8 protein-coding genes and 1 pseudogene are annotated in these 13,698 nt (G+C 38.8%); all 9 read left to right on the forward strand.

Translation table 11 applies throughout. From position 1 onward, the window contains the following. Positions 1 to 2: 2 nt before the first annotated feature. The 9 genes and pseudogenes from ACT29I_RS04935 (at position 3) to ACT29I_RS04975 (ending at position 13,593) form a co-directional block, all read left to right on the forward strand. Positions 3 to 2,147, forward strand: a complete 2,145-nt coding sequence (locus ACT29I_RS04935) for a prolyl oligopeptidase family serine peptidase (protein WP_444792811.1) — start codon at positions 3 to 5, stop codon at positions 2,145 to 2,147. A 58-nt stretch (positions 2,148 to 2,205) separates the two neighbouring features. Next, on the forward strand, positions 2,206 to 3,336 hold the full coding sequence (locus tag ACT29I_RS04940) for a glycoside hydrolase family protein (RefSeq protein WP_444792812.1): 1,131 nt from the start codon (positions 2,206 to 2,208) through the stop codon (positions 3,334 to 3,336). Positions 3,337 to 3,622: 286 nt separating this feature from the next. Beyond that, positions 3,623 to 4,492, forward strand: a complete 870-nt coding sequence (locus tag ACT29I_RS04945) for a prolyl oligopeptidase family serine peptidase (RefSeq protein WP_444792813.1) — start codon at positions 3,623 to 3,625, stop codon at positions 4,490 to 4,492. Between the two features lie 67 nt (positions 4,493 to 4,559). After that, complete coding sequence (locus ACT29I_RS04950; protein ID WP_444792814.1) at positions 4,560 to 6,140, forward strand: sulfatase; 1,581 nt, start codon at positions 4,560 to 4,562, stop codon at positions 6,138 to 6,140. 89 nt (positions 6,141 to 6,229) lie between these two features. Beyond that, positions 6,230 to 7,606 (forward strand): alpha-L-fucosidase, encoded by a 1,377-nt coding sequence (locus ACT29I_RS04955; protein ID WP_430931163.1) that lies wholly within the window; start codon positions 6,230 to 6,232, stop codon positions 7,604 to 7,606. Between the two features lie 33 nt (positions 7,607 to 7,639). Then, the gene (locus ACT29I_RS04960; protein ID WP_444792815.1) at positions 7,640 to 9,193 is read left to right on the forward strand and encodes a galactose-binding domain-containing protein; all 1,554 of its coding nucleotides are present in this window, start codon (positions 7,640 to 7,642) and stop codon (positions 9,191 to 9,193) included. 336 nt (positions 9,194 to 9,529) lie between these two features. Further along, entirely contained in the window at positions 9,530 to 9,874 is a 345-nt protein-coding gene (locus ACT29I_RS04965; RefSeq protein WP_444792816.1) for an alpha-L-fucosidase, read from the forward strand. A 57-nt stretch (positions 9,875 to 9,931) separates the two neighbouring features. Next, a pseudogene (locus ACT29I_RS04970) lies at positions 9,932 to 10,218 on the forward strand (alpha-L-fucosidase). Positions 10,219 to 10,881: 663 nt separating this feature from the next. Continuing rightward, on the forward strand, positions 10,882 to 13,593 hold the full coding sequence (locus tag ACT29I_RS04975; RefSeq protein ID WP_444792817.1) for a two-component regulator propeller domain-containing protein: 2,712 nt from the start codon (positions 10,882 to 10,884) through the stop codon (positions 13,591 to 13,593). Positions 13,594 to 13,698: the final 105 nt, after the last annotated feature.

Consider the following 13,698-nt stretch of genomic DNA (forward strand, 5'->3'; position numbering starts at 1 on the left):
TAATGAAACATTCGATCACGTTTACTTTAGTACTTATATTTTCAATATCAAATATTCTGAGTCAGAATACCCTGCTATGGCTTAAAAATAACCAGGGAATAATAGAGGATGACCTTGGGGCGGTAATCCGTTGGGAAAACCAAATAGAGGCGTTTGGAGATGCCATACAAAGCAACCCGGAATTAGGGGGTGAGCAATTGCAGGAAACCTATCCCGGGAAAGTAAATGTTGGATTTAGCAAGGATGGGGCATTTCTCCAACTTGAAGAATCGAGTACTTATTTCTCAGATCATTCGTTTACCGTTTTTTATGTAGGGAAAGTTGGTGATGTGGGAACGGTAGCCGGACTTTTGGGCAACTTTAAAGTGAATGACAGTTGGGATAACTGTTCGGGTCTGCGCTTTGTGCGAAAAGCGAATGGGGATATAGCCTTTCAATACGGAAGACCAGCATATAAACATATGGTTTTAAACAACCTGCCCGAAAATGAATTTTTCTATTTTGGTTTTAGCTTGGATGAGAACGGGAACTATAGTTATTTTGACAATAGTTCCAGCCTATTAAAAACCGGAAAAATAGATGGGCAGATACTGCATAATATGGATAATCATGTAATAAACCTGGTGCATCAGTTAGGTGGTTCATATACCTATGATCATACTGAGGTAGCTGAATTAAAGATTATGGATGACGCCCTCAGTACAGCTGATTTTCAGGCGGTGCAAAATAGATTAATGAGTGATTATCCTGAATTGGTAAAGTCAGAATTCACCATGGATGAAGTGCTTCCTGCAGAAAGAACAAACTTAGTTGCATCTGCCGACATTATCTTATCTATGAGTCAAAATATCGACGCTACATCTTCTTACCCCAAAGTTTTTATCAACAAAAGTGAAACCGTAGCTAATGGCAGTTGGACGATAGTTGACAATAAAATGACTTATTCGCGTAATGAAGACTGGCCCAAGGGTGCTTTAGTAACAGTAAAAATCGATGAAGGTCTGATATCAACGGATGGGGTACCACTTGATATTGCTTCAAGGTCAGAATACAATTTTATGGTAGAAACCGAATACAACTATGGTGTAGAAACTGTAGTAATCGATCCCATGGCCACTGTTGATTTTCCACAAGAAGGACATAAACTGCCTTTATACCTGGTGTTGCCAGAACAAAGAGATGATAAAATACCTATTCATATTTGGGTTCATGGAGGAGGCTGGTCCGGAGGTACATCATCGGCATCAGCTGCAAGCTATTCGCCGCATGGCACCTACCTGGCAAAAAACCTGGGCATGGCAACTTTAGGGATATCATACCGCTGCAAAGGTTCCAGCGGGAATTTTACTTTAGCCATGGAAGATATAGATGCGGCATACCAATGGGCTATTGCCAATGCTGAAACCTATAATTTCGACCTAAGCAAGGTGTTTATTAGTGGTGGATCTGCAGGATCGCCCTTGGCAGCATTAGCCGCTCAGCGATATCCTTCGGTAATTGGATTTATTGGCTTTAATGGCGTTTATGACTTTGTGAATGACCAAGGTAGTTTTGGCCAATGGAATGGCTATGGCCAGGAAGATCCCAGTGCCGAAGCTAATTCTCCCATATTTCAATTAAGAGACCATCCCCCGGCAACTATTTTAATGCATGGCGATGAAGATACAACTATACCTTATACTCAAAGTACATTGTTTGCGGATAAAATCAATGCGGAAGGTGGAGAAGCAAGAACGGTTATTTATCCCGGCGAAGTGCATGCTTTTTTTAATTTAGGTAAAGAAGAGTACGAAGATGTATTATTCGAGATGGTCAACTTTATGTTGGAAGTACTTGAAAACGAAGACGTAAATTCGGGCATAGGACACACAAACTATAATAAGAATACAGACATTATGGTTTATCCCAACCCGGTTAAAGAAGGAGGCTGTCTTGATTTCCAATTAGGCTTATATTTGAATGCCAATAATGTAAATGTTGAAATCGTAAATATTACAGGGCAAAGGATAATGAACGAGAACGTTTTACTTGATCAAGGATCGGGTAAACTTTGTTTGGAAAATAGTAAATCGGCTGCAGGCACTTATATCTTAAAAGTATTAGGAGACTCCTTTTCAGCGACGCAAAAAATTGTGGTTCAGCAATAGACGAGGAAAAACTAACTAGACATTGGACACATTCGACAAATAATTAAACTAATATTATATGAAACTAACAACAATATTTATACTCTTTTCTAGCATCACCATCTTGTTTTCTTGTGGTCGTGCTTCATCATCGAGCCAGCGCAATAATGAAGAAATAAGTGATTACAAAAAGTTGAAGTTTGCAACTTTACCAACTTGTGCTGTCGATAGTTTTTCTAATCATTCCAAAACGGAACTAATTCTGGTAGAACCGGATTATTATGTTTGGGGATTATCTGTGGTTAAATGGAATGGAGCATATCATGCATACTATTCCCGATGGAACAAAAAGTATACGTTTAATGGATGGATGACGTATAGTGAGATTGCGCATGCCGTTTCATCCAAACCTGAAGGGCCATTCGAGTTTGTGAATGTAGTGTTACATAACAAAAAAACTACGGGATGGGATATCAACAACGCGCATAATCCATATGCTATTGTAGCCGATGGGAAAATATGCTTATACTATATTTCTAACAATATTAGGGAACTCTTTAAGGAAGGAAATAACAAAGCCAGCTATCCTGACAGTATTTGGTTTAAAGAAAACAGAACACAAATTAGGAATAGCCAATGTATTGGCGTAGCCATGGCCGAAAATCCTTCAGGACCGTTTGTTCGTTCCAGGAAACCAGTTGTAAAACCTGACAATAGCAAATTCAAAAACATAGCTGTTAATCCGGCGGTCATCTACCGTAATAATCAATTTACAATGATTATGAAAGGTGATGATATGAAGTACGACAAGTGGTTCAGGATTCAGTTAGTTGGCAATGCAGATAACCCTGAAGGCCCATTCGATTTTAAACAAAAACCAGTATATGACGAAGCCCAAACCGAAGATGCCTGTATATGGTATGATGAAATATTGAATAAATATTATATGGTTTGTCATGTGATAGGAAAAAGTGAATTGGCACTCTTTAATTCAGAAAATGGAGTTGACTGGCAGCCTGATGAACGAAAAATATTTATGAAAAAGGAATTTACCCTTTCAGATGCAACTATCTGGAAACCGAAACGGGTTGAGCGTCCCTTTGTTTTGACCAACGAAAAAGGCCAGCCCATCATGCTTTATGTTGCCGTTGCTGATAAAGATGTAAGTGGTAATATTGCTATTCCTGTAAGTTATGAATTGGGCAAGTAATTACCACCTATGCATATTGTAAACGGCTGGTGATACATGTAAATAAAGTTTAAACCCGCCATATGCATTAGAAATTCTATTACCCATTGAAATTACTTTAAAACAAGACACTTGGTTGCATCACTTCAACTCACCAGAGAGATGCTCCCGAAAGTAATCGGGACAAGTGATGCCTCGTTTCAGTAATGCCTTGTTTTATTGTACTTGCAATGCCCCAATACATAATCCGGGTTAAAAGTGGAGTGCCTTGAAATACGCAAACCTTTATTCAAAAAATACAGACTCGATGATGTACCTATATATACTTTTATTTGTGAAAAACAGAAACTTCATAGTATTCTTTGTTTGTTTATTTGCGCAGCTAGCATTTGCGCAAACATTACCGTTAGATAAAGTTGATTCTCATCTTAATAATGGTATTTCAGAACATGATAGGGCTTTTTATGAAAAGAATACGATAGCTTGCATATATACAGATGAAAACGGGATGAAAATGCCATACAGGTTGTTTTTACCTCCTGGCTATAATCCAAATAAGGAATATCCCTTGTTACTTTCATTGCATGGTGCAGGCTCTAGGGGAGATGATAACTTAAAACAATTGCGCCCGTGGATAGCAGGGTGGATGGATGAAAAGGTACAGAATGAATACCCGTGTATCATTCTTATGCCCCAATGCCCTATCAAAAAGCAATGGGTGAACGTTCCCTGGAAAGAAGGTTCATATATGTTGAAAGATATTCCTATTAGTCAACCCATGAAACTGGCAAAGGAAATCTTTGACAAAATAGTAAAAGAAGAGTCTGTGGATAAGAAACGTATTTATGTGATGGGTGCTTCAATGGGTGGTTATGGTACCTGGAATTTTGTTATGCATTATCCCAAACTTGTAGCGGCGGCTGTTCCAATATGCGGCGCAGGAGATCCGTTGATGGTAAAAAAGATCCGGAAAATTCCAATATGGGCTTTTCATGGCGATAAAGATAAGGTAGTGCCACTAACGGGTTCAACAGATATGATCAATTCATTGAAAAGCCTCAAGAAAAACAAAGCCCGCGTAACTATTTATGAGGGTGTTGGTCATAACTCGTACGCACGGGCTTGGAAAGAATCCGAATTGATTGAATGGCTTTTTAGTCAGGAGAAGCACAAATAAATACAAGGCCAAAACACCTAATGTGGTGAACGAATAAGTAAAATTTTATATAAAACGCTAAAAAAAAATGAAAAAAAGAATTATTCTTTTTCCGGTTGTAATGTTCCTTTTGTTTTCATGCCAAAATCAACCACCAAAGAAAGCGCTAAAAAAGCCGAATGTACTTTTTATTCTTGTAGATGATTATGGCTATACAGACTGCAGCTTAATGGGTAGCAAATATTACGAAACACCCAATGTTGATCGTATTGCCAATGAGGGGATGATTTTTACCGATGGATATGCCGCTTGTCGGGTTTGTAGTCCTTCACGGGCAAGTATTATTTCGGGTAAGTTTCCGGCACGACATGGTATTACCGATTGGATAGGTGCCAAAACAGGTGAAGCCTGGAGTAAAAAAGGACGGGCAACACAATTGCTCCCTCCTGAGTATAAACATACTTTAGCACTCGAATACACTACTTTGCCAGAAGCCATGAAAGAGGCCGGTTATAAAACTTTTTTTGCTGGCAAATGGCACATCGGCGGTAAAGGTTCGTGGCCTGAAGATCATGGTTTTGATATAAACAAAGGTGGTTGGGACGCCGGTAGTCCACATGGCGGATACTTTTCTCCATATAAAAATCCGAATTTGGAAAATGGTCCTGACGGAGAGAACCTCTCTATGCGTCTGGCAAATGAAACAGTCGACTTCATAAAAAACAATCAGGACACCGCATTTTTTGCTTATTTATCCTTTTACGCCGTTCACGGCCCAATACAAACGGTTCAGGAGAAATGGGCAAAATATCGAGACAAAGCCGAAGCCATGGGAATTGCGGAGACGGGTTTTAAAATGGGACACTTTCTGCCTATACGTCAATCGCAGGATAATCCGGTATATGCTGGTTTAGTGGAAGCGATGGATGATGCAGTAGGAGTAGTGCTTGATGCATTAAAAGAAATGAATTTGGATGAAAATACCATTATCTGTTTTACAGGTGATAATGGAGGGGTGGTGGCCGGAGATGCGTATGCTACGTCAAACTTTCCATTGCGAGGAGGTAAAGGTTACCAGTTTGAAGGTGGTATTCGTGAGCCATTTTTTATTAATGTACCCGGATTGGGAAATGGGCAAAGGTGTAATACGCCCGTTAGCGGAACTGACTTTTACCCAACTTTGCTTGAATTGGTAGGAGCACAGCTAAAACCGGAAGAGCATACGGATGGAGTTAGTTTAGTACCCCTTTTAAAAGGTGAAAGTATAGAAGAACGTCCGTTAATCTGGCATTATCCTCATTACGGAAACCAGGGTGGAGAGCCTTCATCAGTCATTCGTGAGGGCGATTGGAAACTCATCCATTATTACGAAGATGGTCATGAAGAATTGTATCATCTTAAAGATGATTTGGGAGAGACAAACGACCTTGCTTCGGAAAATAGTGAACGCGTTAAACAGATGAGTACGAAACTGTTTGAAATGCTCAACGAAATGGGGGCACGTTTTCCAGCCAAAGATCCAACATGGACCGCAGAACGTGAAAAGAAACACCTGAATAATGTCATCAACAAACAAATGCCTAAGCTTGAAAAACAACGCCTGAAATTATTATCCAAAGATTTTGATCCTGGCAATAACTGGTGGGGCAGTATGGTTACTAAAGATTAACACCCTTATTGGGACAAACTAAAACCAAATGGGTTATACGCCTGTCTGGGTTAAAAAGCAAAATTTTTTAATTAGTAAAATATATAACGATGAAAAATCTAACATTTCTAGTATTAGCTTGCCTTGTTTTAATGAATATGAACGGGCAGGAAAAAAAGATATGGGACGAAACAGAACAGGAAAAAACAGAACGTATGGCCTGGTGGACAGAAGCCCGGTTTGGCATGTTTATACACTGGGGCTTGTATGCCCAGGCAGCACGTCACGAGTGGGTAAAAAAACGCGAGCGTATTTCTGATGAAGATTATCAAAAATATTTCGAGATGTTTAACCCTGATCTTTTTGACCCAACAGAGTGGGCTAAAAAAGCAAAAGCGGCGGGGATGAAGTATGCAGTGATTACCACAAAGCACCATGAAGGGTTTAACATGTTTGCTTCGGAATATACCGATTATAATATCATGAACACGCCTTATGGTAAGGATATTTTAAAGGAATGGGTTGAAGCTTTCCGTGCTGAAGGGCTGGGAATTGGTTTTTACTATTCATTGATCGACTGGCATCACCCTGATTTTACTATAGATAGCAGACATCCGCAAAAGCCTCAAAATAACAAAGAGTATCAAAAGCTGAATAAAGGTCGTGACATGGCCATTTATAGAGAGTACCTGAAGAACCAGGTTCAGGAATTGCTGACGAATTATGGCAAGGTAGATATGCTTTGGTTGGATTTTTCATACCCGGGAGAGTATGGAAAAGGTAAAGAAGATTGGGGATCGGTGGAGTTAATAAAAATGGTACGTAAACTTCAACCAGAGATTATGGTTAACGACCGGTTAGACCTGAAAGAGTATCAGGGAGGTTGGGATTTTACAACCCCTGAGCAATTTAAAGTAGAGAAGTGGCCCGAAGAAAATGGTATCCGTATCCCTTGGGAAACTTGTCAGACCTTTTCCGGATCGTGGGGGTATTATCGCGATGAACATACCTGGAAAGACAATAAACAACTTTTGGTGTTGTTGATAGAGTCAGTAAGTAAAGGAGGGAACGTATTGTTAAACGTAGGTCCAACTGCGCGTGGTACATTTGATTACAGAGCAGATGAAGCCCTGGCTGGAATGGGGAAATGGATGAAATACAATAGTCGTTCAATTTATGGTTGTACGCAGGCACCTGATGATTTTGTTGCACCGGATAATACACTGTTAACCTACAATCCTAAAACAAACCGACTGTATGTACATTTACTGGATTACCCAATGCGAAACTTTTTAATGAAAGGATTTGGCGACAAAGTAAAGTATGCCCAGTTCTTGCACGATGCTTCCGAAATTAAGATTGGTAAAAAATCAGGAGCATGGGGCAACGAGGAAGCAAATAAAAACGACATTAATCTGTTGTTGCCGGTTAATAAACCGAATGTGGAGATTCCCGTGATTGAAATAATTCTAAATGACAAACAATAATTCCCATTCTGGTAAAACTTTAAAGAATTTAAAATGAAGCAGTTGATCTCAATGATTTTTGTGTTAGTATCATTTACTAGCATATATGCACAAAGTACCGTTTATACCAACGATATGGATTATGTATTGGGGGATGTAAAGCAAGCTTTTATCACAAATAGTATTACAACAGAGGCGCAGGCTGATAATCTAATTAAGGGGATGAAAAACCTGGGCGTAAATGGGATACGTATTCCTATTTATGCAGCAGGACTTAATCCCAACAAAACCATGTTCGACTATTTTTATAACAAAGCAGTAGCCGAAGGCTTTCCAATTTTTGCTAACCCGGCGCAATCAAGTGGCGGCCACCGAATAGCCAATGGAATTCTTAACGGCGATTTGACCTCTGTTCTTAACGATGCAACTGCTACCAACACCCTGATCAATAGAATTAAGGATTTTGCCGCTGAATACCCTTGCAAATGGATCAATCCATTTAATGAAGATGGAAGGCCTGATGCTGCCTGGAGTACGAGTCAAATGAATACCATCTACGCCTCTCTTTATAATAATGTGAACGGAGCGGAATTAATAGGTCCTTGTGTATGGGGTATACCGGCCAGTATTGATGTTTTTAATAATACGACTATAAGCAATTATATTACTGTTGCTGCTACTCATAATTTGGGTTTCAATCACTCATCCTGGCCTTCCTTTATTTCTGCAGCTGATGCTAAGAATTTACCAGTCTGGGATTCCGAAGTGAACCACAATGATGCTAAAGGTAATGGTACGCGTTTAGAAAAAGCTTTACAATATGAGGTGGATGGTTTGGTTTTATACAATATATGGAATACAGTCAGTTTAACGGATGGGTCCATTAATAGGGCAGGTGATGAAATTATGACTTTATGTTTAAAGAATTACACTAAGGGTGTTAATCTTGCGCTTAACGGCACCGCCACACAGTCATCCACAAACTACAGTTCTCCTGCTTCTCGGGCCATTGACGGGAATACCAATGGGAATTGGGGAAGTGGTTCGGTAACCGTTACAAACAGTGAGGCTAATGCTTGGTGGCAGGTTGATCTTGGGGCAGACAAAACAATTGGTGATATTAGGATATATAATAGAACCGATGCTTGCTGCAAAGACAGAATGTCCAATTTTACGGTATCTGTTATCAATAGTAGCGGCACAACCACCCATACTGAAACATTTACTGATTACCCTGATTTTGCGGTTACAACCAATGCTGGTAATGTACAAGGACAGATTATAAAAGTTAAACTTAACGTTACCAATGCGCTGACATTGGCAGAAGTTGAAGTTTATCAAGGAGACGTAAGCAACAATATATCTTCACCTCTTAAGTCAGTACCGGAAATAATGATTTATCCAAATCCAGCATCTAGTTTTTTCACTATCAAAGATAATATTGGTGCCACATTTGAAGTATACAATAGCCTGGGCAGATTAGTGCTTGGTAATGCTGTTGAAAGCAATCAATATAGGGTTGATATCCAGGATTTAACTTCAGGAATATATTTAGTAAAAATAAATAACAGAGGAGAGGTTTCAAATCACAAGGTAATTAAACAATAAGTTAGAACTATTTCTGATATCAAGGATATCTATGATATCATATCTGATAAATTAAGAAAAAACAAAATCAATGTGGCGTACTACAAATCCTGGAAAGACGGGATTCTTTGTTTCGAAAATAATAAATTGCCCGATACTAAAGGTTTTGGAACGAAGGTGTGGGGTGGAATTATTAGACGGAGAAATATAAACTTGCTATGTATAGGCCAAAGCCCTGGTCAAAGAGGCTATGTCACCCGTAAAGTTACAGGCTGGTTTATTAAAGTGCTTATTACGATCAGGATTTCTTTAATTAACAGCGTATGATTAAAGCTATTCGGGAGTTCCATTTGATAAATGAAAATAAATGATAAAGGCATAAAAATAATTAAAAATCTACCTTTCCTGGTTCTGGTTGTATTGGCACTTGTTGCATGTAATAACCATAAGCAGGAAAAAAGTAATGATATTAAACCCTATGATGGAAGCTGGGCATCTTTGCAAAAGATGCCTGTTCCTGATTGGTTCGACGATGGAAAAATCGGTATTTTTATCCATTGGGGATCCTATAGTGTAATCGGGCATGGAAAGGGAGGCAGGGGATATGCCGAACATGTTCCCAAAATGATGTATGAGGATCCGGAGTATTATTATCCTTATGTTGAAGAACGCTGGGGTGCTAAGCCTCTGGAATTCGGTTAAAAAGATATCATCCCTGAGTTTAAGGCTGAAAACTGGAATCCCAATGAATGGGCGGAACTGTTTGCAAATGTTGGAGCAAAGTATGTGGTGCTTACCCCAGAACACCACGATGGGTGGGCAACTGGGACTCGGACCTTACGCCGTGGAATGTGGTCGATATGGGACCTAAACGCGACTTGGTAGGCGACCTTGGTAAAGCAGTGCGCGCGAAAGGATTAAAATATGCCCCATCTTATCACCGTGAGAGGCATACCAGCTTTTTTACCACAAAAAAGTATGTAGTTGATGCAAAAGCTCGCCGCGATATTCCACTCGCTGGCGCCGATTTGCAATCGGCGACCTGAAATAGTGCCCCCAGTTGCCCAGTTGGCGCTGATCTGTGATCAGTGTATTGTTTTGTAAAAAAAAAGTAGTCATGTGGTTTAAGTTGTTAAACCCGCAATATGCATTAGAAATTCTATTACACATTGAAATTACTTTAAAACAAGACACTTCGTTGCATCACTTCAACTCACCAGAACGATGCTCCCGAAAGTAATCGGGACAAGTTATGCCTCGTTTCAGTAATGCCTTGTTTTATTGTACTTGCAATGCTCATGACGAACCTCCAATACATAATCCGGGTTAAAAGTATTTTATTGTTTGCAGCAATCGCACCAATAACTAATTGACACCAGCGTAACGGACTTATTTTTTTTATAAACAGTTCATCCAGAATAATTTTTATGAGCAGAAAATATAAATTTCATAATCCAGAAGGAGTTTATTTTGTTTCGTTTGCAGTACAAAGTTGGGTAGATGTTTTTACAAAGAAAACCCGTTGATTGGAGTCTTCTTTTTTTTGCACAAAAACCTTTTCAAAAAAAATACTTTTATAAACAAGATTAATCGAATCTTACATATTTTTACGGCTTATTGATTTGAGACAAATGAAACCGGTATATAGCCTATTATTTCTTTTAGCCATTGTTTTATGTTATGACTTGGTACAAGGCCAAAGCATAAGGATGGAAAAACTTACCGCTCAGGATGGGCTTTATAGCAATCGTTTATTTAAAACATACCGCGACAATTCCGGTTATTTGTGGATAGCCGGAATAAACGGTGTTGCAAAATACGATGGTTTTCATGTGGTGAATTATACCGAACATTCCGATTCCTTAAACCGGTATATTCGAGGCAACAGGTTTTACGATGTTATTCAGGATAAATCAAACCATATTTGGGTGGGTGGAAGTTCAGGATTACATAAACTCGATGCTTCAGAGAATACCTTTAAACAAGTTGCTCCAAATACGATAAAAAATGTTCAACTTTTACATTTGTTAAACGATAGTACCTTGGGTGTTTCGTGTGGAAATAAACGAAATTACGAGATAAATTGTACTACAAATTCTTTTGTTGAAACCAGTGAGGGTGCAAGAATAACTTCCGTAATTGTCGATAATTCGGGGTCTGTTTGGAAATCGACTTCCGATGGTCTGATTATCTATGATGACCAGGATACCGTGCTTGATTTCGAAACTGCTGTAAGCGATATTTGTTTTACGCCAAACGGCGATTTGTATGTGGGTACCAGCAACGGATTAATTATTGTTCCTCAGTCGGAATTGGGGAAGGAAAACAAAGCGCTGAAACGTATTACCGAGTCGGGCGAAAAATATAAGCTCACCAATAACGATGTAACTACAGTTGAATATTACCAAGGGCAGTTATGGGTAGGAACAAGAGTGGGTTTAAATTTGTTACAGCTCAATAAAAACGGGCAAATTTCCGAAATCCTACATTTGTACAATCAACCCAACGATCCCTATTCTTTATCAAACAATCAAATTAACGATATTTATACCGACAGCGAAGGTATTATTTGGTTATCGACTTATGGTGGATTAAATAAAATCGATCCACAACACCTTTGGTTTAGTAGTTATCGTTACAATCCGGAAGACCCTAATTCATTACACGATAATAATATTTTTCCTATTGATGGGGATACACTCGGAAATGTGTGGTTTGGAAGTTATCGAAATGGCTTGGCAAAGCTAAATACACGAACAAATATTTTCACCGCTTTTAACAGTAAAACTGGTGTTGATATTAAACATGTTCGATACATATATACCGATAATAAAAATTCAATCTGGATAGTCGCTGACAACAAACTTTTTTTGACAGGTAATACCGATTTGTCGTCAGTAAATATTATTGATAAAGCAGGTGAAAACTACCCGCATGGATTTATTACTGCAATTGTTCAACATCCTGACGGGAATTATTGGATGGGAATCGGAGAGGATATCGTAGAATTGGAAAGGATTTCGGAAAGAGGATTTCAGGTACTTCATGTTTATACGGAAGACATAGGCTATGTTATTCGTTTTTTTGTTGATAGTTTTGGGCGAATCTGGGGAGGAACGAATAAAGGACTCCTTTTGATTAAGCCAGAAAAAGGCACTTTTTTAAAGTTTGATACAAATAATCAGCCCGCCTTTCGAACAAACCAAATTCAGGCAATAAACCAGGATTCTAATGGAAACCTTTGGTTGGGTTCGGTGGATGGACTCTATAAGGTGGCCAACGACAGTATTTTTCAAAATGCTCTCGAAAAAATCAAGTTTCAAGGATTTTTTGAGGAAAATGGTTTAACACATAATTATGTGTCGGGAATATTGCCCGGGGAAAAAGGTGCGCTTTGGTTGAGTTCGTGGAAGGGAATTATGAAATACGATCCCGAATGTATTCGCTTATGCCGCTTTATTCCCTTTACTTTTTCAGATGGTTTAATCGACGAGAAATACAATCGCAACGCTATTTACCGCGATAAAAAGACCAATACTTATTATTTTGGAAGTGTAAATGGAGTAAATTATTTTAATCCGTTGAAGGAGTTTAAAACCATGGTTTTACCTCATGTTCTAATTAATAGGGTAGTATTAAATGGCGACCTTGTGGAGGTAAATAACAATGAATCTGAAATTGTTGCCACTATTCGTAAAAGGAGAATAATTGATCAGCTTAAAGTGGAATTTGGTTCTTCCAGTTTGTTGTCGCCCAACAAACAGGTTTTTGCATGGAAATTGGAAGGACAGGATAAAAAATGGACATTTACGCGAAATAGAGAGTTGGTGATAAAAGATATAACTCCGGGAGCGTATACACTGAAAATACGTGCGGCTTCAAAAGAAGGAAACCTAGGTGCTCCGGTGTTTATTCCAGTTGTGGTTCGATCAAACTTTCGGTGGTATGTTATATTTGGCCTTTTAATAATTCTAACGCTTGGTTTGGTCTTGTCTCTTAGAAATAACAAACATGAAATAGAACCAAAACCCAAAGAAAAAAAATACGAGTTTTCGAAATTAACCGACGATAAATCAGCTCAAACTGCTAAACGTCTTTCGGAAATTATGCGGGATGATAAACCATTTTTACAAGCCGATTTAACCGCTGATAAATTGGCAAAAATGGTGGATATAAGTGTGGGCGAACTGTCACAAATTTTAAACGAATATTTGCAAACCCGTTTTTACGAATACGTAAACAAACACCGGGTAAAAGAATTTATTTGCCTGCTGCAAACTCCCGAAGCCGAAAAATTGACCCTAACTGCCCTGTCCGAAAAGTGCGGTTTTACATCAAAATCTACTTTTTACCGTGCATTTAAAAACGAAAAAGGTATCACCCCGGCACAATTTGCAAAGTCGTTAAAAGAAAAAAGCTAGAATCGGTTGAGTTTTAATTGTTGGTGTGTAAGTGTTTGTTAATTAGTGAATAATGTGCGCAGCTGGTTAATTCAATATATCAGTTTTTTACAGAAATTTCTCCAT

Source organism: Saccharicrinis sp. GN24d3 (assembly GCF_052400645.1).
Lineage (GTDB): Bacteria > Bacteroidota > Bacteroidia > Bacteroidales > Marinilabiliaceae > Saccharicrinis.

Bases quoted from the DNA above. Each gene is read 5' to 3' on its own strand.
- ACT29I_RS04960 (WP_444792815.1), top strand. From the start codon at position 7,640: ATGAAGCAGTTGATCTCAATGATTTTTGTGTTAGTATCATTTACTAGC.
- ACT29I_RS04935 (WP_444792811.1), top strand. From the start codon at position 3: ATGAAACATTCGATCACGTTTACTTTAGTACTTATATTTTCAATATCA.
- ACT29I_RS04955 (WP_430931163.1), top strand. From the start codon at position 6,230: ATGAAAAATCTAACATTTCTAGTATTAGCTTGCCTTGTTTTAATGAAT.
- ACT29I_RS04975 (WP_444792817.1), top strand. From the start codon at position 10,882: ATGGAAAAACTTACCGCTCAGGATGGGCTTTATAGCAATCGTTTATTT.
- ACT29I_RS04965 (WP_444792816.1), top strand. From the start codon at position 9,530: ATGAAAATAAATGATAAAGGCATAAAAATAATTAAAAATCTACCTTTC.
- ACT29I_RS04950 (WP_444792814.1), top strand. From the start codon at position 4,560: ATGAAAAAAAGAATTATTCTTTTTCCGGTTGTAATGTTCCTTTTGTTT.
- ACT29I_RS04945 (WP_444792813.1), top strand. From the start codon at position 3,623: ATGATGTACCTATATATACTTTTATTTGTGAAAAACAGAAACTTCATA.
- ACT29I_RS04940 (WP_444792812.1), top strand. From the start codon at position 2,206: ATGAAACTAACAACAATATTTATACTCTTTTCTAGCATCACCATCTTG.